General features: G+C 38.6%; 23 protein-coding genes. 19 read left to right on the top strand and 4 right to left on the bottom strand.

Features of this window, described 5'->3' with window-relative positions:
* Positions 1–27: 27 nt before the first annotated feature.
* The 16 genes from QM887_RS02540 to QM887_RS02465 all read left to right on the top strand — a co-directional run bounded on the left by QM887_RS02540 (position 28) and on the right by QM887_RS02465 (position 14,834).
* Positions 28–627, top strand: coding sequence for a cystathionine gamma-synthase (locus QM887_RS02540; RefSeq protein ID WP_414270341.1), 600 nt, complete (start codon positions 28–30; stop codon positions 625–627).
* 11 nt (positions 628–638) lie between these two features.
* Positions 639–1,973, top strand: a complete 1,335-nt coding sequence (murC, locus tag QM887_RS02535; RefSeq protein ID WP_414270340.1) for a UDP-N-acetylmuramate--L-alanine ligase — start codon at positions 639–641, stop codon at positions 1,971–1,973.
* Positions 1,974–1,981: 8 nt separating this feature from the next.
* On the top strand, positions 1,982–2,485 hold the full coding sequence (locus QM887_RS02530) for a GNAT family N-acetyltransferase (protein ID WP_414270339.1): 504 nt from the start codon (positions 1,982–1,984) through the stop codon (positions 2,483–2,485).
* Entirely contained in the window at positions 2,482–2,976 is a 495-nt protein-coding gene (locus tag QM887_RS02525) for an N-acetyltransferase family protein (RefSeq protein WP_414270338.1), read from the top strand. The genes QM887_RS02530 and QM887_RS02525 overlap by 4 nt, the downstream gene beginning before the upstream one ends.
* An 81-nt stretch (positions 2,977–3,057) precedes the next feature.
* A complete protein-coding gene (mltG, locus tag QM887_RS02520) occupies positions 3,058–4,815 on the top strand; it encodes an endolytic transglycosylase MltG (protein ID WP_414270337.1) in 1,758 nt (585 codons plus the stop codon).
* A gap of 267 nt (positions 4,816–5,082) precedes the next feature.
* Positions 5,083–5,565, top strand: coding sequence for a transcription elongation factor GreA (gene greA / locus QM887_RS02515; RefSeq protein ID WP_075229222.1), 483 nt, complete (start codon positions 5,083–5,085; stop codon positions 5,563–5,565).
* An 81-nt stretch (positions 5,566–5,646) separates the two neighbouring features.
* The gene (locus QM887_RS02510; protein ID WP_414270336.1) at positions 5,647–7,020 is read left to right on the top strand and encodes an amino acid permease; all 1,374 of its coding nucleotides are present in this window, start codon (positions 5,647–5,649) and stop codon (positions 7,018–7,020) included.
* 123 nt (positions 7,021–7,143) lie between these two features.
* Positions 7,144–7,554, top strand: a complete 411-nt coding sequence (locus tag QM887_RS02505; RefSeq protein ID WP_414270335.1) for a GNAT family N-acetyltransferase — start codon at positions 7,144–7,146, stop codon at positions 7,552–7,554.
* 56 nt (positions 7,555–7,610) lie between these two features.
* On the top strand, positions 7,611–8,207 hold the full coding sequence (locus QM887_RS02500) for an HAD family hydrolase (RefSeq protein ID WP_414270334.1): 597 nt from the start codon (positions 7,611–7,613) through the stop codon (positions 8,205–8,207).
* A gap of 151 nt (positions 8,208–8,358) precedes the next feature.
* On the top strand, positions 8,359–8,568 hold the full coding sequence (locus QM887_RS02495; RefSeq protein WP_001107501.1) for a helix-turn-helix transcriptional regulator: 210 nt from the start codon (positions 8,359–8,361) through the stop codon (positions 8,566–8,568).
* Positions 8,558–9,046 (top strand): DUF6773 family protein, encoded by a 489-nt coding sequence (locus QM887_RS02490; protein ID WP_414270333.1) that lies wholly within the window; start codon positions 8,558–8,560, stop codon positions 9,044–9,046. The genes QM887_RS02495 and QM887_RS02490 overlap by 11 nt, the downstream gene beginning before the upstream one ends.
* 107 nt (positions 9,047–9,153) lie before the next feature.
* Positions 9,154–10,614: a nicotinate phosphoribosyltransferase gene (locus QM887_RS02485; protein WP_414270332.1), complete on the top strand. Its 1,461-nt coding sequence runs from the start codon at positions 9,154–9,156 to the stop codon at positions 10,612–10,614.
* The gene (nadE, locus tag QM887_RS02480; protein ID WP_414270331.1) at positions 10,611–11,435 is read left to right on the top strand and encodes an ammonia-dependent NAD(+) synthetase; all 825 of its coding nucleotides are present in this window, start codon (positions 10,611–10,613) and stop codon (positions 11,433–11,435) included. Before QM887_RS02485 ends, nadE begins: the two co-directional genes overlap by 4 nt.
* Before the next feature lie 553 nt (positions 11,436–11,988).
* Positions 11,989–12,720 carry an ABC transporter ATP-binding protein gene (locus tag QM887_RS02475; protein ID WP_414270330.1) on the top strand — a complete coding sequence of 244 codons (732 nt, stop codon included), beginning with the start codon at positions 11,989–11,991 and terminating at the stop codon, positions 12,718–12,720.
* Between the two features lie 17 nt (positions 12,721–12,737).
* Positions 12,738–14,054 (top strand): beta-carotene 15,15'-monooxygenase, encoded by a 1,317-nt coding sequence (locus QM887_RS02470; protein WP_414270329.1) that lies wholly within the window; start codon positions 12,738–12,740, stop codon positions 14,052–14,054.
* Between the two features lie 237 nt (positions 14,055–14,291).
* On the top strand, positions 14,292–14,834 hold the full coding sequence (locus tag QM887_RS02465; protein ID WP_414270328.1) for a GNAT family N-acetyltransferase: 543 nt from the start codon (positions 14,292–14,294) through the stop codon (positions 14,832–14,834).
* Between the two features lie 45 nt (positions 14,835–14,879).
* Here the strand turns inward: QM887_RS02465 and QM887_RS02460 are convergent, their stop codons facing one another.
* The 4 genes from QM887_RS02460 to QM887_RS02445 all read right to left on the bottom strand — a co-directional run bounded on the left by QM887_RS02460 (position 14,880) and on the right by QM887_RS02445 (position 19,616).
* Positions 14,880–15,962, bottom strand: coding sequence for a M24 family metallopeptidase (locus QM887_RS02460; protein ID WP_414270327.1), 1,083 nt, complete (start codon positions 15,960–15,962; stop codon positions 14,880–14,882).
* 114 nt (positions 15,963–16,076) lie between these two features.
* Complete coding sequence (gatD, locus tag QM887_RS02455) at positions 16,077–16,859, bottom strand: lipid II isoglutaminyl synthase subunit GatD (protein WP_414270326.1); 783 nt, start codon at positions 16,857–16,859, stop codon at positions 16,077–16,079.
* Positions 16,859–18,202 (bottom strand): lipid II isoglutaminyl synthase subunit MurT, encoded by a 1,344-nt coding sequence (murT, locus tag QM887_RS02450; RefSeq protein WP_414270325.1) that lies wholly within the window; start codon positions 18,200–18,202, stop codon positions 16,859–16,861. The genes gatD and murT overlap by 1 nt, the downstream gene beginning before the upstream one ends.
* Positions 18,203–18,299: 97 nt before the next feature.
* Entirely contained in the window at positions 18,300–19,616 is a 1,317-nt protein-coding gene (locus QM887_RS02445) for an FAD-containing oxidoreductase (RefSeq protein ID WP_414270324.1), read from the bottom strand.
* A gap of 362 nt (positions 19,617–19,978) precedes the next feature.
* Between QM887_RS02445 and QM887_RS02440 the strand changes: the two genes are divergently transcribed.
* From QM887_RS02440 to QM887_RS02430, 3 genes are all read left to right on the top strand, one after another.
* Positions 19,979–21,565: a DEAD/DEAH box helicase gene (locus QM887_RS02440; RefSeq protein ID WP_414270323.1), complete on the top strand. Its 1,587-nt coding sequence runs from the start codon at positions 19,979–19,981 to the stop codon at positions 21,563–21,565.
* A gap of 270 nt (positions 21,566–21,835) precedes the next feature.
* The gene (gene codY, locus QM887_RS02435; RefSeq protein ID WP_049548420.1) at positions 21,836–22,624 is read left to right on the top strand and encodes a GTP-sensing pleiotropic transcriptional regulator CodY; all 789 of its coding nucleotides are present in this window, start codon (positions 21,836–21,838) and stop codon (positions 22,622–22,624) included.
* Entirely contained in the window at positions 22,624–23,199 is a 576-nt protein-coding gene (locus tag QM887_RS02430) for a cysteine hydrolase family protein (RefSeq protein WP_414270322.1), read from the top strand. The genes codY and QM887_RS02430 overlap by 1 nt, the downstream gene beginning before the upstream one ends.
* The last annotated feature ends 14 nt before the right edge of the window (positions 23,200–23,213 follow it).

Raw genomic sequence — 23,213 nt, 5'->3', positions numbered from 1 at the left:
ATAATGGAGTATTGAAAGGGAATAAAAATGAAGCAAAAACGATTTCCAATAGTGGCAGATGATGAAGTCATGTTGACAGAAATGCCAGTTATGAATCTTTACGATGAGTCGGATTTCATCAGTAATATCAAGGGGGATTACCAGGATAAAAACTACTTGGACTGGTCTCCTATTGTTAAAGAGAAAAAACAAGAGGAAGCCCAGCCCCTTGTAGAGAAGGCTGAGAAAAAAGTAGAAAAATCTTATGCTGAACTAGCGCGTGAAGAAGCGCGCGCGGATTTGAAAAAGAAACGTTCAGCCAAGTATTTGACCCAGGACGTGAGTCATACAAGACGTCATACCAAGACAAGTATTGTGAGACAGGCAAATCAACCAACCGCACCTTTCCAAAAGGAAAATCCGGGAGAATTTGCTAAATACAGTCAAAACTTGAGCCAATCTCACTATATTCTGGCAGAAACAGTTTCTCAAGTGGATAGTCCTGCGCCAAATATCGAAAAGTCTCATCCTAAGAAAAACAACTATGACTTTTTAAAGAAAAGTCAAATTTATAACAAAAAAAGTAAACAAAAAGAACAAGAGCGTCAAGTAGCTCAAGAGCTCAACTTGACTAGAATGAGTGAATAGAGGGGAAGAAAATGGCAAAAACCTATCATTTTATCGGAATTAAAGGATCAGGGATGAGTGCTTTGGCCTTGATGTTGCATCAAATGGGGCATAAAGTTCAAGGTTCTGATGTTGAGAAGTACTACTTTACCCAACGTGGACTAGAGCAAGCAGGTATCAAAATCTTACCTTTTGATGAAAAGAACTTGCAAGGGGATATGGAGATTATCGCTGGGAATGCCTTCCGTCCAGATAATAACGTTGAAATTGCCTATGCAGATCAACAGGGCTTGAGCTATAAACGTTATCATGAGTTTCTCGGTAGCTTTATGCGTGATTTCATCAGCATGGGAGTTGCTGGAGCCCACGGTAAGACTTCAACAACTGGGATGCTTTCTCACGTTTTGTCCCATATTACAGATACTAGTTTCTTGATTGGTGACGGTACTGGTCGTGGTTCTGAAAATGCCAAGTATTTTGTCTTTGAATCTGACGAATACGAACGTCACTTCATGCCTTATCATCCAGAATATTCTATTATCACCAATATTGACTTTGACCATCCAGACTACTTTACGAGCTTGGAAGATGTCTTCAATGCCTTCAACGACTATGCTAAACAAATTACTAAAGGCTTGTTCATTTATGGGGAAGATGCTGAGTTGCGTAAGATTACGGCAAATGCTCCGATTTACTACTATGGTTTTGAAGCAGAAGGGAATGACTTTGTCGCAAGTGACCTTCTTCGTGCAACAACTGGCTCAACCTTCACAGTTCACTTCCGTGGTCAAGAGCTAGGTCAGTTCCATATTCCAACCTTTGGCCGTCACAATATCATGAATGCAACTGCGGTTATTGGATTGCTTTACATAGCCGGATTTGACTTGGATTTGGTTCGTGAACACTTGAAGACTTTTGGAGGAGTGAAACGTCGTTTTACAGAAAAGATTGTCAATGATACAGTGATTATCGATGACTTTGCCCACCATCCAACAGAAATCATTGCAACGCTAGATGCTGCACGTCAGAAATACCCTAGCAAAGAAATCGTGGCAATTTTCCAACCACATACCTTTACTCGTACAATTGCCTTGTTGGATGATTTTGCACAAGCCTTGAATCAGGCTGATGCCGTTTACCTAGCGCAAATCTACGGTTCAGCTCGCGAAGTAGACAATGGTGATGTCAAGGTTGAAGATCTTGCAAGTAAGATTAATAAGAAAAATCAAGTAATCACAGTTGAAAATGTTTCTCCACTCCTAGACCATGACAATGCTGTCTATGTCTTTATGGGAGCTGGTGACATCCAAACTTATGAATACTCATTTGAGCGTCTCTTGTCAAACTTGACTAGCAATGTTCAATAAGGAATATTATGGAATTTTCAATCACTATTCGGGAGGTTCAGCCATCAGATTTAGAGTCAATCTGGCTGATAGGAGAAAGCAACTCCGACTCCCAAGATGAAATTAGTATAGAAATGATAAAAGAGCGTATCCGCAACCATGCGGGTACGTTTCTGCTAGCCAGCCTTAATGAAGAAATCATTGGTTATATCATTGGTGACGAACTCACAAAGTTCACCCAAAGTGATTTTGAAGCAGCAATTCCTGACACGAGTGACTTTATCACTATTTTGGATCTTGTCGTCCATCCTGATTATCAAGGACAAGGATTTGGAACCTTGTTGTTGGGAGCCATGAAGGAGTATGCTTTTCAGAAAAATAGACCAGGTCTCTATTTGCTGTCTAGGGATGAATTGCTGGCTTACTTTGAGATGAATGGATTTCTTGACCGAGGTTTAGCTGATGTGCCAACTAGTAGTGAAACTTATTTTCATATGTTTTGGGCAAATCCCTATTTTCAGGAGGAAAGATGATTATTAGACAAGCAAGGCTTACAGACCTTGATCGTATCCTAGAGATTGAGTTGGAAAATTTCTCTGCTGAGGAGGCTATTCCTCGATCTGTTTTTGAAGCTCATCTGAAGGAAATTAAGACCAGTTTTTTAGTAGCTGAAAAGGAGGGAGAGATACTTGGTTATATTGAAGGGCCGGTAATGCCTCATCGATATTTACAAGACCAGTCCTTTACAGAAGAAATTACAGATTATAGTCATCAAAAAGGTGGCTATATTTCTGTGACTTGTCTATCCATTGCAAAGAAAGCTCAGGCCTTGGGAATCGGTCGCAAACTCTTGACAGCATTGAAAGAAGTTGCTCTTGAACATGAACGAGAAGGGATCAATCTAACCTGTCACGACTACCTCATTGCCTATTATGAAAAACATGGATTTATAAATGAAGGAAAATCCAAGTCAACTTTTGCGGGTGAGGAATGGTATGATATGGTCTGGGAAAATAAGAAATAGGCTCTAGAAGGGCATCTATGGTTGCTTTTCTTTAGTTTTTAAGATATAATATTATGGATTATCAACAAGGAGGGAATACCTTTGAGCGAAAATTCAAGAGATGAAGAAAAATTAAGTTTTAAGGAACAAATTTTACGAGATTTAGAAAGATTGAAAAGGGAAGAAGGACTTGACACTAGTGAGAGTAGCAAGGACGATTTTTTCCAAGATTTCAGTAATCTTTCAAAGACAGAAGAACCAGTGAAAGAGCCATCTGTAGAAGACTTGATGGTAGACTCAGTTTCACTTGTGGATGAACTGCTTGCTAAGGCTCCAACAGTTCCACCACGTCCATCTTTGGGACCGGATGAATCTGTTGAACCAATTGCAGTTCCAGAAGAAGTTGCCCCTACTAAACCAATCGTAGCTACAGAACCTGCAGTAGCTACAGAACCAGTAGTACCTACTGTGGATCCAGTTGAACCTCTTGCCCCTGCTCAGCCAGTCCAAGAGGAGAAAGAATTTAATACTAATTTGACAAGGATTCCAGTTTCTTATCGTACCAATCAAGCAAAACCAAGTCCAACTAGAAAGTCTATTAAGCCACAACCAAAACTAACAGATTTTGCTAAGGAGACACCTGCTCAAGAGCCGGTAGCTCCAGTTGAAACAACAAATGATCTACCTAGAAGAAGTCGTAAAGAGTCAGTTAAGCCAACTAAGAAAAAGAAAAAATCACGCTTGAAAGGATTTTTCGTAACACTCTTTGTGTTATTGGTTCTACTAGGTGTAGGTGGTTTCTTTGGTTACCAATATGTTGAATCTGCACTTCAACCTGTTGATGCAAGTTCTAAAGAGTACATCACCGTTCAAATTCCAGAGGGTGCTAATACTCAGGAAATTGGTGAAACTTTAGAAAAATCTGGTTTGGTAAAACATGGTTTGGTCTTTAGCCTCTATGCTAAGTATAAAAACTATTCTGATTTAAAATCTGGTTACTATAATTTGCAAAAGAGCATGAGTACAGATGATATCATCAAAGAGTTGCAAAAGGGTGGAACGCCAGAACGTCAAGAAGTTTCACTTGCAAGCTTAACAATCCCTGAAGGTTATACAATTGATCAAATCGCAGAAACAGTTGGTCAACTTCAAGGAGAGTTTAAAGAAGCATTGACTGCGGAAGCATTCTTGGCGAAGGTTCAGGATGAAACCTTTATCTCACAACTAGTTGCTAAGTATCCAACACTTCTTGAAAGTTTACCAACGAAGGAAAGTGGTGTTCGTTACCGTCTAGAAGGATACCTTTTCCCAGCAACTTATGCCATCAAAGAAAGCACAACTGTTGAAAGCTTGATTGATGAAATGGTAGCAGCGATGGATAAGAATTTATCAACACACTATGCTGCAATCAAAGAAAAGAACTTGACAGTGAATGAACTCTTAACTATTGCATCACTTGTTGAAAAAGAAGGTTCAAAAACAGAAGACCGCAAGCAGATTGCTGGAGTTTTCTATAACCGTCTCAACATCGGTATGCCACTTCAGAGTAACATTGCTATTCTCTATGCAGAAGGGAAACTAGGAAAAAATATTAGTTTGGCAGACGATGCAGCAATTGATACCTCAATCAATTCACCATATAACGTTTATCTAAACCTTGGCCTAATGCCTGGTCCAGTGGATAGTCCAAGTCTGGATGCAATTGAAGCAAGTATCAATCAAACTAAGAGTGAAAACCTATACTTTGTTGCCAATGTACAAGATGGCAAGGTTTACTATGCGACAACACGAGAAGAACATGATCGAAACGTTGAAGAGCATGTAAACAGTAAACTGACACAATCAAGCAGTTCAAACTAAGCCTTTCCGACCTGATAAAAGCGCCTGAAATTTTTAAATTTCAGGCGTTCGGAAAGTTTGAGACTGACACAGTTTTAGAAACTATTTTAGATTGAGTTCAGAAATTAAAGTTTCAGTGCTCAATGTGTACCTAGGGATTTTTCAAGAAATCACTAGCAACCATCATGACTTACGAAAAGTCATAAAAAGAAAATTATGTGGTTTACCACATAATTTTGCTTTACTACCTATAAAAATATAAATTTAATTAAAAGAAAGTTGAGAAAAATGGCAGAAAAAACATACCCTATGACCCTTGAGGAGAAGGAAAAACTCGAAAAAGAATTAGAGGAGTTGAAACTAGTTCGTCGTCCAGAAGTTGTTGAACGCATCAAGATTGCTCGTTCATATGGTGACTTGTCAGAAAACAGTGAATACGAAGCAGCGAAAGACGAGCAGGCTTTTGTTGAAGGACAAATCTCAAGCTTGGAAACAAAAATCCGTTATGCTGAGATTGTCAACAGTGATGCAGTTGCTCAAGATGAAGTTGCAATCGGTCGAACTGTCACTATCCAAGAAATTGGCGAGGACGAAGAAGAAGTATACATCATCGTGGGTTCAGCGGGTGCAGATGCCTTTGCAGGAAAAGTATCAAATGAAAGTCCAATCGGGCAAGCCTTGATTGGTAAGAAGACAGGCGATACAGCTACAATTGAAACACCTGTTGGTAGCTACGATGTTAAAATCTTAAAAGTTGAAAAAACAGTTTAATAGGATTTTAAAAAGGAGTAGATATAGGGAAAGCGCTTCCTATTACTCCTTTTTTTAATTTTAAAAACTAAAGGAGACTATATGAATTCAGAAAACAAGCACAAAAATAAAAATAAAATGGAACGTGGTTTGACTAATCGCCATGTTCAAGTTATGGCCATTGCGGGAACCATTGGGACAGGACTTTTTCTAGGAGCAGGGCGATCTATTAGCTTAACTGGTCCTTCAATCGTCTTGGTTTATATGATTACTGGTGGTTTTATGTATCTCATGATGCGGGCTATCGGTGAAATGTTATATCAAGACCCAGAACAACATACATTTATCAACTTTATTACCCGATATCTTGGACAGGGCTGGGGTTATTTCTCAGTTTGGTCTTACTGGTTGTCAGTAGTTTTTATCGGAATGGCTGAGATAACAGCTGTTGCCCATTATGTTCAATTTTGGTTTCCATCTTGGCCATCTTGGTCTATTCAGCTCGTTTTTTTAACAATCCTTGGTCTAGTTAATCTGATTGCGGTTAAAATTTTTGGAGAAGTCGAATTTTGGTTTGCCATGATTAAAATCGTTGCTATTCTCGCTATGATTGCAACTGGAATTTTTATGGTCTTGACAGGTTTTGAAACACCATACGGATCAGCAAGCCTTTCAAATATCAGTCACCAGTTTTCTCTCTTTCCAAATGGGGGAATGAACTTTGTTATGGCCTTCCAGATGGTTTTCTTCGCCTATCTTATGATTGAATTTATCGGGGTGACAACCTCTGAAACCAAGAATCCTAGAAAAGTATTGCCCAAGGCAGTTAAGGAAATCCCCTTGCGAATTATCTTTTTCTACGGAGGAGCCCTTTTAGCCATCATGTCTATCATTCCTTGGGCTGAGTTATCTTCTGCGGATTCACCTTTTGTGACTGTTTTTGAACTTGCTGGTCTTAAGTGGGCTGCGGCCTTGATTAATTTTGTTGTCTTGACTTCAGCAGCTTCAGCCTTAAATTCAACCCTTTACTCGACAGGCCGACACTTGTACCAAATTGCTCATGACTCGCCGAATCGCTTTTTGAAAGCCATTAAGGCTGATACTCTGTCTCGTCACAATGTTCCTCAGAATGCTATTATTACCTCGGCTGTCTTGATTGGTCTAGCAGCCTTCATCAATGTACTTCCTGGCGTATCAGATGCCTTTGCTTTGATTACGGCTTCTTCATCAGGTGTTTATATCGCCATCTACATCTTGATTATGGTGGCCCATCTTAAGTATCGCAAGTCAAAAGACTTTATGGCAGATGGCTATCTCATGCCCCAATATCGCTTGCTGAATCCCATAACGATACTCTTTTTTGTCTTTGTATTTGGAACTCTCTTTTTACAAGAATCAACCTTTATGGGAGCAGTTGGTTCAGCTATCTGGATCGTCGTCTTTGGGATCTATAGTCAGTGGAGATTTAGAAAATAAAGAAGTAGCTCATCAACGGAAGTTGGTGAGTTTTTCTTGTACAAAAATATTCTAATCCATAAATTTGACAGTAGGTATAAATAGGACTATAATCAAGTTGATAGTATTTTTGAGGAGTTTGGAATGCAGGTTATATTAGAGAATACAGAGTCTCAGAAATCGCAAGAAATAGGCGATTTGATTCGCTCCTATAATCGTTCAAAGAGAGAAAAAGCTGAAAGCGAGCCACTTAACCTTTACGTCGAAGATGATAAGGGGGAACTAATGGCTGGCCTAGTAGCAGAGACTTTTGGAAATTGGTTAGAAATCGAGTATTTGTTTGTGAAAGAGGAATTCAGAGGACAAGGAATCGGCTCCCAACTATTGCAACAAGCAGAAAGTGAAGCTAAGAAGAAAAATTGTCGCTATGTTTTTGTCAATACTTATCAGTTCCAAGCGCCAACCTTTTATCAAAAGCAGGGCTACAAGGAAGTCTTTACTTTAAAAGACTATCCCTACTCAGGACAAAGGCACTATTATCAAAAAGATTTATAACATAAAAATAGAGATTGAAGCAAAGATTGCTATTCGATTAACAATAGAGGTGGATAATGGATATTATACTAGACATGGGAAATGTTTTATTAGAATGGAACAAGGATAAGATTTTACGAGGTGTGGTAAAAACAGAGAAGGATTTTATGATATTGGACAAGGCGATCTTTCAATCAGGTCTTTGGGAAAGATTAGATCTCGGAACCCTGACCAGAGAAGAGTTGGTCTTGAAAGTTGTTTCCATGATTGGAAGCATATATCAAGAAAAGGTTCAAGAAGTAGTCTGGAATTGGCCTTCTTACATTGAAATTTACACGGAAGTCTTTCCTCTCCTGGTACGTTTAAAGGAAAAAGGCCATCGTATTTTTGTTTTGTCAAATACATCACCAGTTTTTTATGAATTATTAGAGGAACAACTCTCTCCTTTAAATGAAATCTTAGATGGATTCGTTCTTTCTTGCGATATCAAGGCCATCAAACCAGATCCAAAAATGTTTGAAGAAATTCTCCATAAATATGATCTGAATCCTGAAAACTGTATTTTTCTGGATGATGTTAAAGATAATACTAAGATGGCTGAGACATTAGGCATCAAAGCCTATCAAGTAAAACATAGAAGCGATGTCGTAGATATTTTGAAAACATTTGAATAAACAGAGAACTCTCTATCATGTAAGTGGTAGAGAGTTTTTTTATAAATAAATCTTACAAAATGTCAGATATATATTGCACAATGTAAAATATATGATATAATAAAGTTGAAAAAAGAAGCGCAACTTTTTAAAATCTAAAAGGAGGTAACAAGTGGCTAAGAATTTAAAATTAAAGCTAGCTCGAGTGGAGCTTGACATGACACAAGGTGATTTGGCAGAAGCTGTTGGCGTTACAAGGCAGACTATCGGCTTGATAGAAGCTGGAAAGTACAATCCTTCGCTTTCACTTTGCCAATCCATTTGCAGATGCTTAGGGAAAACTCTAGATCAATTATTTTGGGAGGAAGAAGATGAAAAATAGATTATTTTATTATCAATTACTGGACGAAAGAGAAGAACAATTAATCAATAAAGCTGGGGCTGAAAGTTTCTATATCTCTATAGCTTTCTTGCTTTTATCTTATATGATTGCAGTATTAGCACCAAGTCTTTTTAATCCGAGAATGATTCTCATCATTATCATTATTGGAACTTTTTACTTTTTCGGTCGTGCTCGAGATTTGGGTGTGAACTACTATAGTCGTTTTCATTTTACAATTTTAGGATGCCTGTTATTAACTCTAGTGATTACAGCTACCTTGATGCTACAAAACTACCAGTTCAATATCGAAATTTATCAGCACAACCCTCTACATATTAAGTACATTTATGCATGGGTATTTACTTATATCTTTTATCTTCCTTGGGTCTTCATTGGAAATTTAGGCTTGAAAAGCTATGGTGAATGGGCTCAGAAAAAGTTTGAGCAAGATATGGATGAACTTGAGAGTATGGAATAGCTTGTTAGCTTTTTCTCCATCTTGGTAAAATGTGTTATAATAGTACTAATTTATGAGAAAAGAAGAAATATTTTCTTCTTTTTACAAATAAGGAAGAAGGACAGTATATGTACCCAGATGACAGTTTAACATTGCACACAGATTTGTATCAGATTAACATGATGCAGGTTTACTTCGACCAAGGAATTCATAACAAGAAAGCAGTTTTTGAAGTTTATTTCCGCCAACAACCGTTTAAAAATGGTTATGCTGTTTTTGCAGGTTTGGAACGAATTGTGAAATACCTTGAAAACTTGCGTTTCTCAGATAGCGATATAGCTTATTTGGAATCACTTGGCTATCATGGGGCCTTCTTGGAATATCTCCGTAATCTCAAGTTGGAATTGACTGTACGTTCTGCTCAGGAAGGGGACTTGGTATTTGCCAATGAACCGATTGTTCAAGTGGAAGGCCCTTTGGCGCAGTGTCAGTTGGTTGAAACAGCACTTTTAAATATCGTCAACTTTCAAACCTTGATTGCGACCAAGGCTGCTCGTATTCGTTCAGTCATTGAAGATGAACCTTTGATGGAGTTTGGTACACGTCGTGCGCAAGAGATGGATGCAGCTATCTGGGGAACTCGTGCCGCTGTCATTGGTGGTGCCAATGGGACTAGTAATGTACGTGCTGGGAAGCTCTTTGGAATTCCGGTTTTAGGGACTCATGCTCATGCCTTGGTACAAGTCTATGGCAATGATTACCATGCTTTCAAGGCTTATGCCTCAACTCACAAAAACTGTGTCTTCCTAGTGGATACCTACGATACTCTTCGTATCGGTGTTCCAGCAGCGATTCAGGTTGCGCGTGAACTTGGTGACAAGATTAACTTTAAGGGTGTTCGTATTGACTCTGGTGATATCGCCTATATTTCTAAAAAAGTTCGTCAACAACTGGACGAGGCAGGGTTTACTGATGCTAAGATTTATGCATCCAATGACCTTGATGAAAATACCATCCTTAACCTCAAGATGCAAAAAGCTAAGATTGATGTCTGGGGTGTAGGTACTAAACTCATCACTGCTTATGACCAACCAGCACTTGGAGCAGTTTACAAGGTTGTTGCTATTGAAGACGAGAATGGTCATATGCGCAATACCATTAAACTTTCAAATAATGCAGAGAAAGTTTCAACACCAGGTAAGAAACAAGTTTGGCGCATCACTAGTCGTGAAAAAGGCAAGTCTGAAGGTGACTACATTACCTATGATGGTGTCGATGTTGCTAGCATGACTGAAATCAAGATGTTCCATCCAACCTATACTTACATCAAGAAAACTGTCCGTAATTTTGATGCTGTTCCTCTCTTGATTGACATTTTCAAGGAAGGTAAGCTAGTCTATGATTTACCAAGTCTACCTGAAATCCAAGCCTATGCTCGTAAGGAATTTGATAAGCTCTGGGATGAATACAAACGTGTACTCAATCCACAACATTATCCTGTGGACTTGGCTCGTGATGTATGGCAAGACAAGATGGACTTGATTGATAAGATGCGTAAGGAAGCCCTAGGCGAAGGAGAAGAAGAATGAGTTTGCAAGAGACCATTATCCAACAACTAGGTGTCAAACCAATCATTGATGCCCAAGAAGAAATCCGTCGTTCGATTGACTTTTTAAAACGATATTTAAAGAAGCATCCCTTCTTAAAAACTTTTGTATTGGGCATTTCTGGAGGTCAAGACTCGACCTTAGCAGGACGCTTGGCTCAACTAGCCATGGAAGAAATGCGAGCAGAAACAGGCGATGATTCTTATAAATTTATCGCAGTTCGCCTACCTTATGGCATTCAAGCAGATGAGGATGATGCCCAAAAGGCATTAGCTTTTATCCGACCAGATGTGAGCTTGGTCGTTAATATCAAGGATTCTGTAGATGCAATGGCAGCGGCAGTAGAGGCTACTGGTAGTCCAATGTCAGACTTTAATAAAGGGAATATTAAGGCTAGAAGCCGGATGATTGCCCAATATGCACTCGCAGGAGCTCATAGTGGAGCAGTTATTGGTACTGACCATGCTGCAGAAAATGTCACAGGTTTCTTTACCAAGTTTGGTGACGGCGGTGCAGATATTCTTCCTCTCTATCGCCTCAATAAACGTCAAGGAAAACAACTATTGAAGGAGCTCGGAGCCGATCCTGCACTCTATGAAAAAGTACCGATTGCCGATCTAGAAGAAGAGAAACCAGGATTGGCAGATGAAGTTGCACTCGGTGTAACCTACGCAGAGATTGATGACTACCTGGAAGGTAAACAAATCAGCCCAGAAGCCCAAGCAACCATTGAAAAATGGTGGCACAAAGGCCAACACAAACGCCACTTACCAATCACCGTGTTTGATACGTTTTGGGAGTAAAAAGGTCCGGGGGACCTTTTTAGCCCGAGCCTGAAAATAGAAAAGCGAGGAAGGTCCGGAGGACCTTTTTTGGCTGAGTCTTGAAACAGGAAAACGAGGAAGAGTTCTATGAATACATTTTTTAACTCTTATAACCTTGATTTAATAGCGTTTTAGGACTTTTGAATCTTGCAAAATAGACTCATTTTTCAAATTTTTGTAACTTTTTGGTAACTCTGTTGTATCAAAAAGTTTTTACATATGCTACTATCTTCGTTATAGCTAACTTTAATTCTCATTTATTAAGTATACCTAAGTTTTATGTTTAAATTTTGTATAGAATAGCTGTACCTCTTAATAGAGTTATGATTACGCTTTCAATTAAGCCTCGTTTATGATACTATTATAGTAATAGAAAAAATCCTTAGTTCGCTAAAGACCTTTATTCGAGTTCCAGATAAAAAAGAAATTTTATCCATTAAAAATTCGTTTCATAAGTTACTTACTTGATATTAATAGAATTCCAATTTATATAATAAAATCAAAGATGACACTGGAATCAGGAGGATTTATTATGGTTAATAATGTAGCTGTTAAAGTCTCAAACCTTTCAAAAGAATTTTTGTTAGGGCAAGACAAAACTGTCTCTATTTTGAAAGATGTTTCTTTATCTGTCAATTATGGGGAATTTGTATCAATACTTGGTGTCAGTGGTTCTGGAAAGTCTACTTTGCTAAGTTGCTTATCAAGTTTATCTGAACCAACAAGTGGTGAAGTTGTTATCAATGGTATAAATCCATATACCTTAAAAGAAGGGAAGCTTGCTAAATTTAGAAGGCAAGATATTGCAATTATTTTTCAAAACTATAATCTGGTACCCGCTCTACCTGTACTAGAAAATGTTACACTTCCTCTGAGACTCTCAGGAAAGAGTGTTGATAGTAATAAAGTAAAAAAAATGTTGGATAGTTTGAATTTTAAAGCAGAACTATCATCATTAGTTGCTACCTTATCAGGTGGAGAACAGCAAAAAGTGGCTATTACTCGTGCAATAATAGCTGATAGTAAAATTATTTTTGCTGATGAGCCAACAGGAGCTCTGGACAGCGTCTCAAGAAAACTTATATTGGAAACACTTCGTAATTTAGCGAGTCAAGGAAAATGTGTTCTTATGGTCACCCATGATATTGAGTTGGCTTCAAAAACTGACAGAGCACTCATTTTAAAAGACGGAAAAATATCTCGACAAATTATTAAACCTTCAGCTGATGAGCTCTACCAAGCACTTGAAAGTAGTAAAGATTAATTTGAGGAGGATTTATTATGCTAAAATTAATCATTTACCAATTTCAGTACTCAAAAAGACAATGGTTAGGAACAATACCATTACTATTTGTATCTAGCCTAATTGTTGGAACATCTTTATTTGGTATTGCTAGTTCAATCAAGACTGCTAACATTAACACTTCACAACTTTTTCAAATGCTAATAGTTTTTGGCGGGACTACTCTATTTTTCCTTATTTCAAATAATATAAGACTGCTAATAGATATCTTTAAAAAGGATTACCAATTATGGGCTATCTTAGGCGCAAGCAGAACTCAGCTATCTTTATTAGTATCTGGACAGTTTTATTTAATGGCAGTGATTGTTAGTAGTATTGGTACAATACTTTCATTTATCATGGCAGATAGTTACTACAAATTTTTACAAAATTTATTAGGAAGAGATGAGTTACCTGATCTAGTTATTACAGCCAACATTCAATCAATTTTATTGAGTGTTTTTATAGTCCCAACAATTGTCGGGATAGGAGCTTACTTTTATTCAAGTCGAATACTTAAAATATCATCAATATTAAAACCAAAAAAGAAAAAAAGAAAAGTTACAGTAACTGGTTTTATTAACATCTCTGTTCGTTTAATCCTATGGTTACTATGTATATGTTTTATTGTTTCAGCAGGTTTTAGCAGTAATAAAGAAATAATTTCAACACAGTCAAGCATAATATTATTTTTATTAATTATTCACATCCTTATTATTCAATCACTATCTCCATCAATTCAAATGTTTCTAATAAAATTTTTAATGAGGATATTTCCAACTGAAAATTATGTAATCAATACAGGCTTTTGGAATCTACTATCCAATCCTAGCTATTTGAAAAGTATACAAACTTCAATGAGCATGGGAGTAACTCTTATTTCTGGGTTTATTCTTTACACCCAAAATATGTATTCATTCATGAATACAGCAAACGGTGTACTCGAAGCAAGAGCTTCCTTTATTGCTTATCTGTCTGCTCCAATTATTCTGATTATTACTAGTTCTATTTCTCTTACAATTTTATCTTCAAATAAAGATATTGAAGACATTAAACAGTTAAAGACACTAGGAGTGTCAAGATTACAACTTTTTAAAATACGTATAGGCGAGGCAATAATACATTCGGTGCTAATTTTATTAGTATCAGTAATTTTCAATTTAATTATTTTAATTTTAGTTAGCTTTATTGGCCAACTTTTAGGCCAAAGTGTAGTAGATATATCGGGTTTTTGGCAACCGAGTCTTATAGTTATTTCTTTGTTAGTTATTTTTTATAGTATTACAAAGGGATTTTATATATTTCGAGATAGATAAATTGGAATAGTTACTGATTCAAAAAGAACACACTTATTGACATTGAAACAAAAGCAATACTAAAACGAAAAAGACAAAGATAAAACACCTTGTCTTTTTAAAAATACTAACAGCTTAGACTAACAATGGGACTTTTTTCATAATTTAGCACCTCTTTATTAACCTGGTCAAGATACGGATTTTGAGTCCAATTGACCTTTTTAGCTTGGGCATTCAAATAGAAAGCGAGTTACGATTATGAAAGCACTTGGTACACAAACTATTGAGACAGAACGTTTGATTTTGAGGAGATTTGTGGAAACTGATGCTCAAGCCATGTTTGATAATTGGGCTTCACGCTTAGAAAATCTGACCTATGTGACTTGGGATCCACACCTGAATGTCGAACAGACTCTAAACTCTATTGGCAATTGGGTAGCAACCTATGACAATCCAAATTACTACAAATGGGCCATTTGTCTCAAAGAAAATCCAGACTATGTAATTGGAGATATTAGTCTGGTCAGTGTGGATGAAGAAAACTCTAGCTGTGAGATTGGATATATCTTAGGGATGGACTACTGGGGACGAGGACTCATGACAGAAGCCTTGAAGGCAGTTTTATCATTCTGTCTGGATGAGATTGGATTTGAAGAGGTTAATGCCTGCTATGCAAGTTTAAATCCTGCCTCTGGTCGTGTGATGGAAAAGGCTGGTATGATTTTTTGGAAGACGATTCCAAATGCAGTTGAACGAAAAGGTTATATAGCTGATAAAATTTATTATCAAATCAAAAAATAAGATGGAAAGTTAAGCTTTTCCATCTTATTTTTTGTAATATACTTTTTAATCAAAATAAAGCAAATCTTTGCTGGTACTTGTAAAGAGATCGAAGCCATCCTTAGTTACAACACCGCAGTCTTCGATACGGACACCGACTTTACCAGGGATGTAGATACCAGGCTCAACTGAGAAGCACATGCCTTCTTCGATAACCATGTCATTTCCTTCCATGATTGAAGGGAATTCGTGTACATCCATACCGATACCATGACCGAGACGGTGGTTGAAGTACTCACCGTAGCCAGCTTTTTCAATCACTTCACGAGCTGCGCGGTCTACTTCATGAGCCGTCACACCAGGTTTGATAAAGTCAAGGGCAGCTTGTTGGGCTTCCAGAGTCAAGTTGTAAATATCCTTTTTAAATTGGTCTGGTTTCCCAACAGCGACTGTACGAGTCATATCTGATGCATAACCATTGACCATCACACCAAGGTCAAAAAGAAGAAGGGCATTGTTTTCAACCTTGTTGGCTCCAGGGATACCGTGTGGATTTGCAGCGTTGTCGCCAGTTAAGACCATAGTATCAAAGCTCATTTCATAGCCTTCACGTTTCATGGCGAAGTCGATTTGTGCAATGATATCTGTTTCGGTATTGTCAAGAGAGATATTGTCAAAACCAACTTTGACCGACTTGTCTGCATAGACACCAGCAACCATCATTTTTTGCACTTCATCAGCTGATTTGATGAGGCGCATACGTTGGATCAATGGAGTCAAGTTTTCAAACTCAGCAGTTTCAAAGACAGTTTTCAAACCGTGATATTTGGTCAAGATGAGGTTATCAAACTCAACTGCTACACGTTTGAAATTAATCTGTGGCAAGGCATTTTGGATTTTCTTCCAAGGATTTTCAGAGTCCACATAGCCAACGACTGGAAATGAGACAGTGCTTGTTGCACGCTCAACCTCAAGTGCTGGAACAAAGAGTAATGGTTCCTGGTCAGCAAGGACAAAGAGGAACATCTGGCGTTCGTGTGGATCACTGTAAAAGCCAGTGAGGTAATTGATTGTGACGGGGTCAGATACGACAGCGACGTCTAGCTTTTCTGATTCAAGATAAGTTAAGATTTGTTGTAATTTAGACATATGCTACCTTCTTTCTACCCCTCTATTTTTGCAAAAATTAGTAGAAAATGCAAGGGAGAAGGGGAAAAGAATCTAAAAAAATTCCAACAGCCGAAGCAAGTTGGAATCTAAATATTAGTTAAAATCTGCTTTACTCTTAACATCGCTGTATTCTTCAGCAACTTCTTGGCTGAGAATATCCTCGTAAGTTGGTAGAACAATGTCCTGACCATATTTTTTCTTAAGAGCAGTAGTGACCAAGCGATAGGCTAGGTTGGCATTACGAGATAAGATAGGCCCGTGGAAATAAGAACCGAAAACATTTTTATAGTGAACACCTTCACCGACCTTTTCTTCGTTGTTGCCATTTCCGTAAACAACCTGCCCCAATGGTTTTTGGTCATCTGAGAGGAAGGTGCGGCCTTGGTGGTTTTCAAAGCCATAATAAGTTTCATTAAACTCTTCATTATGAATCTTAATGTCACCAATGAATCGGTTGTTGGTTTGGTTGAGTGTATAGTGTCCCATGACACCTAGACCTTCTATGCGTCTTCCAGAAGCTTCAATATAGTATTGGCCTAATAGCTGGAAGCCACCACAAATAGCAAGAACGACACCATCATTTTGGATAAAGTTTTCGATACTTTCTTTTTTGGCAGGCAAATCACCAGCAATGATACTTTGTTCAAAGTCTTGGCCACCACCGAAAAAGGCGATATCGTAATGATTTTCATCGAAATCATCATGAAGCGAAACGATATCAACTGTTACATGTGCACCCAGCTTTTCAGCCACGTACTTGAGCATGAGGATGTTTCCATTATCTCCGTAGGTGTTCATGAGATTCCCATAGAGGTGGGCGATATTTAGTTGGTAAGGATAATTGCCGTCTTTTGAGGAAAGTGAAGTATAAACCATTAGTTCATCTCCTTTCTAACAATCTGACGATTTGCTAGTAATTCTCGGAATTCTAGCATAGCCGTATAAGTCGCAAGGATATAGGCATGCTTGCAGTCTTGAGCTTCAATTGTTTTGAGAACTTGTTCCAGGCTACTTGTTTCAGTGATCTTGTCAGCTGGATAGCCAGTAACACGTAGACGACGAGCAATTTCAGAATGACGAACTCCACCCGCATTGATTTCAGGAATGTCCATATCAGTAATTTGCTCAAAGTCAGCATCCCAAATCCAGCTGGTATCAATCCCGTCCGCATAGTTGGCATTGAGGAGAACAGATAGACTAAATGGGTAAGGAGCTAGTTTGATCATTTCGATGGCCTGGGTAGCACCAACAGGATTTTTAATAAGAACCAGTGTGCATTCCTTGTCACCGATATGGAAGGTTTCTTGTCGTCCAAAAACAGCTCGACTCTTGTCAAATCCTTGCTTGATTAGTTGTGGCTCAGCTCCGAGGAAGCGGGCAATAGCGACAGCAGCCAGAGCATTGTAGATATTGTAGAGTCCGCCAATTTGAATACCGTATTCTTGGCCGTCGATGACAAAGCGAGAGCGATTGTTTGTTAACTCAACCAATTCTGTCAAACGGTAGTCCAAGTCAGGTCGTTTACATCCACAATTTTCACAGATATAAGCTCCCAAGTTAGCATATGTATTTAGCTCATATTTTAAAATACTTTGACATTCAGGGCAGAGAATACCTTCAGTATTGTAGTGAGCAAGTTGCGCTGGACCTTTTTCTAGATCAAAACCAAAATACTGAACAGGATTTGAAATTGCAGGCTTGTAGAAAAGCGGACTATCACCGTTCAGCAGAACAGTAGCAGTAGGAACTTTTCGAATAGCGTCCAAAATCATCTTGTAGGTCGTATAGATTTCACCGTATCGGTCCATCTGATCGCGGAAGATATTAGTGATAACGAAAAGACTAGGCTGGATATAGTCACAGATATGTGAGAGACTAGCTTCGTCGATTTCAAGAACTGCAATATTTTTTCCAGTTTTTGAAGATTTTGCAGTCAAGAAAGTAGTCGTGATTCCTGTTATCATGTTGGCACCACTAGGATTAGTTAACACTTGACCATAAATTTCCTTTAGGATACCGACAGTGAGAGCGGTCGTCAAGGTTTTTCCATTGGTACCAGTTACCACAACAATCTCGTAGTTCTTCGCTAAATGTTGTAGAATATCTTTATCAAATTGAAGGGCGAGTTTTCCAGGGAGCGTACTTCCACGGCCAAGACGGCTCAAAATAAAGTGAGAAGAACGCCCAGCAAGAAGGCCCAAAGTAGTTTTTAATTTCATGTTTCTATTATATCATAAAAGCTTGAAAAGATAGATTTGAGATTTTGGATAAAAAAACAACCCTAAGGAGGTTGTTTTTTCATAAGTGTATCTTAGGTTAAATCGCAAACAAGTCATTCAAGTTCTCAGCCAAGGTTGGGTGAGTGAAGATTTGTTTTGTGAAGTAGGTGTAAGGAATATTGTTGTCCATAGCAACAGTAATAATGTTGATGATTTCTTGTGATCCTTCTGAAAAGATGCTTGCTCCGAGAATTTCTTTAGTTTCAGTATTGATAACAGCTTTGAAGGCTCCACGAAGGTCACCATTTACATGACCACGAGGCATTGCTGCAACAGGGATTTCCTTGATAGTGTATGGAAGTTTCAAATCAGCTGCTTGGCTTTCAGTCAAACCAACTTGTGAAAGTGCAGGTGTAATAAACATGGTGTTTGGCACATTGAGACGGTCTTCAAGTGTGTAGCTGCCATCACCAGCAAGGTAGCTGTAGACAACACGGAAGTCATCAAGTGAAATGTAAGTGAATTGAAGGCCACCGTTGACATCTCCAACTGCAAAGACACCAGGAACATTTGTTTGACAGTTTTTGTCGACCTTGATAGCGCCACGTTCAGTAAGTTCAATATCTGTATTTTCAAGTTGAAGTGGTTCAACATTTGGTTTACGTCCTGTTGCATAGAGAAGGGCATCGAAACGATAGGTTTCATTTTCAGTCACAACAAGAACTTGGTCACCATCGTTTTTGATTTCAGTAGTATGGATGTTTTGAAGCAATTCGATGCCGTCTTCTTCCATGTATTGTTTAGCAAGAGCTGCGATGGAAGGTTCTGCACGAGGTAGGAAAGTATCTAGAGCATCCAAGACTGTTACCTTGCTTCCGAGTTTGTTGTAAAGACCAGCAAATTCAAGACCAATGTTTCCACCACCAAGAATTCCGAGTTTTTCTGGTAATTGTTCCAAGTTTTGGATGCCTGTTGAGTCAAAGACATTCTTGCTAGTCGCAAGACCTGGAATTGGCAATACGTTTGAAACAGCACCAGTGTTGATGACGATTGTTTCAGCAGTTAGTTCTTGTTTTTCATCGCCAGCTTGAATTTCGATTACCTTGTTTGAAACGAAGTGGGCTTCGGCATCAATGATATCAACTCCAGTACCAGCGATCGTAGCATAGTTTTTACCATTGAGACGGCTCGTAATTGTATTTTTTGTTGCCATGACTTCGTCAAATGACAAGTCCTTTTCTGCAGCAACTAACAAGGTTTTAGTTGGAATACAACCGATGTTGATACAAGTTCCACCGTACATTGCTTTGCTGCGTTCGATAAGGGCAACTTTTTTACCAGCTGAAGCTAGTTTGGCAGCAAGAGTTTTACCTGCCTTACCAAATCCAATAACAATTAAATCGTATGTTAACATTTTTAAATCCTCCTGTTCGATTTTCATTCTAGCACAAGAAAAAGACTTTTGCACAAATCTGCTACGGAAAATAGTTTCAGGAACTGAATGCTCTAACAAATACTTTTTGAGTGAAGCAAATCGATGGAAAATCGAAAGAAAATCGAAAGAAAATCGTTTACATGATTTAATCAGATGGTCTGACTATCTTTTAACCATTTCTTGTGTTATACTAGATAAGTTGCAAAGAAAGCAGTACTTTTCTTTTGTGGAAAAGAAGCAACACGATCTTTCATAGAAGATATGAAAAACCGTCATGAAAAGAAAAGTATAAACTAAGCGCTATAGGGTGGCTTCGCACCACCTTTAGAAAGAAGAAAAACGTGAAATTTAGTGAATTTAACTTGTCTGCTGACCTTTTGGCAGAAGTTGATAAAGCAGGATTTGTAGAAGCAAGTCCTATCCAAGAGCAAACTATTCCTTTGGCTCTTGAAGGAAAAGATGTTATCGGTCAAGCACAGACTGGTACAGGGAAAACAGCAGCCTTTGGCTTACCAACCCTTGAAAAAATTCGTACAGAAGAAGCAACTATCCAAGCCTTGGTCATTGCACCAACTCGTGAACTTGCAGTTCAAAGCCAAGAGGAGCTTTTCCGCTTTGGTCGAAGCAAGGGTGTAAAAGTCCGTTCTGTTTATGGTGGTTCAAGTATCGAAAAGCAAATCAAGGCACTTAAATCAGGAGCTCATATCGTAGTTGGAACGCCTGGTCGTCTCCTAGACTTGATCAAACGCAAAGCCTTGAAATTGCAAGATATTGAAACTCTCATCCTTGACGAAGCAGATGAAATGCTCAATATGGGCTTCCTTGAGGATATTGAAGCCATTATCTCTCGTGTCCCAGAAAATCGTCAAACCTTACTCTTTTCAGCAACTATGCCAGATGCCATCAAACGTATCGGGGTTCAGTTTATGAATGAACCTGAGCATGTGAAGATTGCTGCTAAAGAATTAACAACAGAACTGGTAGACCAGTACTATATCCGCGTTAAGGAACAAGAAAAATTTGATACCATGACTCGTCTTATGGATGTTGAACAACCAGAATTGTCTATCGTTTTCGGTCGTACCAAACGTCGTGTAGATGAGTTAACTCGTGGACTTAAAATCCGTGGTTTCCGTGCAGAAGGGATTCATGGAGATTTGGACCAAAACAAACGCCTTCGTGTCCTTCGTGATTTTAAGAATGGCAACCTTGATGTCCTCGTAGCAACTGACGTTGCGGCTCGTGGTTTAGATATCTCAGGTGTGACCCATGTCTACAACTATGATATTCCTCAAGATCCTGAGAGCTATGTTCACCGTATTGGCCGTACAGGTCGTGCAGGTAAGTCGGGTCAGTCTATTACCTTCGTTTCACCTAATGAGATGGGCTATCTCCAAATCATCGAAAACTTGACTAAGAAACGCATGAAAGGTCTCAAACCTGCAAGTGCAGAAGAAGCCTTCCAAGCGAAGAAACAAGTTGCTCTCAAGAAAATTGAACGTGATTTTGCTGATGAAGCTATTCGTGGAAACTTCGAGAAATTTAGCAAAGATGCCCGTAAATTAGCAGCTGAATTCAGTCCTGAAGAATTGGCTATGTACATTCTTAGCTTAACAGTTCAGGATCCAGACAGTCTTCCAGAAGTTGAGATTGCACGTGAAAAACCACTGCCGTTTAAACCATCAGGTAATGGCTTTGGTGGTAAAGGCAAGGATGGTCGAGGAGGTCGTCGTGGAGATGACCGTCGTGATCGTGAACGCCGTCGTGACAATCGTCGTGGTGAACGTCGGGATGATTTCAAAAAAGGCAGTCGCAAAAACGACCGCTTTGATAAGGAAAAACGTTACCGTAAGGACAACAAAAAACCTCGCACAATATCTAGCGAAAAGAAAACAGGCTTCGTTATTCGTAACAAGGGTGATAAATAATAAAAAAAGCGGTTCACTGAGGTGGATCGCTTTTATATATAAGGAGACCGAGAGTTACGTAAAAATCAATACTAGAAGTGATATTTATATATTTGTTATCTTGTGATATTATATTATCAAAAAACGAGGGACCTGTCAACAAGAAAATTGAAAAAAATATAAAAAATTGCAAATGTAAGAGAATTGCAATGCAATAAGCAATTTTCAGATAATTATTGAAATAAAGACAGTTTTGTGATATAATGGAAGCGATTAAATACGAGGTGAAAAATGGCACATTTATTAGAAAAAACGAGAAAAATCACATCTATCTTAAAGCGTTCGGAGGAGCAACTACAGGATGAACTTCCCTATAATGCCATTACACGTCAATTAGCCGATATCATCGACTGCAATGCTTGTATCGTCAATAGCAAGGGGCGTTTGTTGGGCTACTTTATGCGCTATAAGACAAACACCGATCGTGTAGAGCAGTTCTTCCAAACAAAGATTTTCCCTGAGGACTATATCCAAGGGGCAAATATGATCTACGATACGGAGGCCAACCTCCCTGTGGAACATGATTTGACTATTTTCCCAACTGAAAGTCGCTCAGACTTCCCAGATGGTTTAACAACTATTGCTCCAATCCACGTTTCTGGGATTCGATTGGGTTCTTTGATTATTTGGCGAAATGACAAGAAATTCGAAGATGAGGATTTGATTCTTGTTGAGATTGCCAGCACGGTGGTTGGTATTCAGCTTTTGAATTTCCAACGTGAAGAAGATGAGAAAAATATCCGCCGTCGCACAGCAGTGACTATGGCGGTCAATACACTATCATATTCTGAATTGCGTGCAGTCTCTGCAATTTTGGCAGAACTAGATGGCAAAGAAGGACAATTGACAGCTTCAGTTATCGCAGATCGCATCGGTATTACTCGTTCAGTGATTGTCAATGCTCTTCGTAAACTCGAATCTGCAGGCATTATCGAAAGTCGTTCACTGGGTATGAAGGGAACTTATCTAAAAGTTTTAATCCCAGATATTTTTGAAGAAGTGAAAAAGAGGGACTATTAATGGCTAAGGCTTTAATTTCTATTGACTATACAGAAGATTTTGTAGCGGATCATGGAAAATTGACAGCAGGAGCTCCTGCTCAAGTAATATCAGAAGCAATCAATCAGGTAACTAGATTAGCATTTGACCGTGGAGATTATATTTTCTTTACCATTGATGCTCATGAGGAAAATGATGTCTTTCATCCAGAAAGTAAACTATTTCCCCCTCATAATCTGATTGGGACTAGCGGGCGTAATCTATATGGTAAGTTAGCTGAATTTTATCAGGAACAGGCCCAGGATAGTCGTGTTTTCTGGATGGACAAACGTCACTATTCGGCTTTTTCTGGCACAGATTTAGATATCCGTCTGAGAGAGCGTCGCGTGGATACAGTTATCTTAACAGGTGTTCTTACAGATATTTGTGTCTTGCATACGGCTATCGATGCCTATAATCTTGGGTATCAGATAGAAGTTGTCAAGCCAGCAGTCGCATCCATTTGGCCTGAAAACCATCAGTTTGCTCTTAGACATTTTAAGAATACATTAGGAGCGAAACTTCTTGATGAAAATCTAGTTGAAATCAAAGAATAATGTATTCAAAAAAA

Origin of the sequence: Streptococcus infantis (genome assembly GCF_047460875.1) — a bacterium.
Taxonomy (GTDB): domain Bacteria; phylum Bacillota; class Bacilli; order Lactobacillales; family Streptococcaceae; genus Streptococcus; species Streptococcus infantis_AA.
This window is presented reverse-complemented; position numbering and strand designations above follow the sequence as displayed.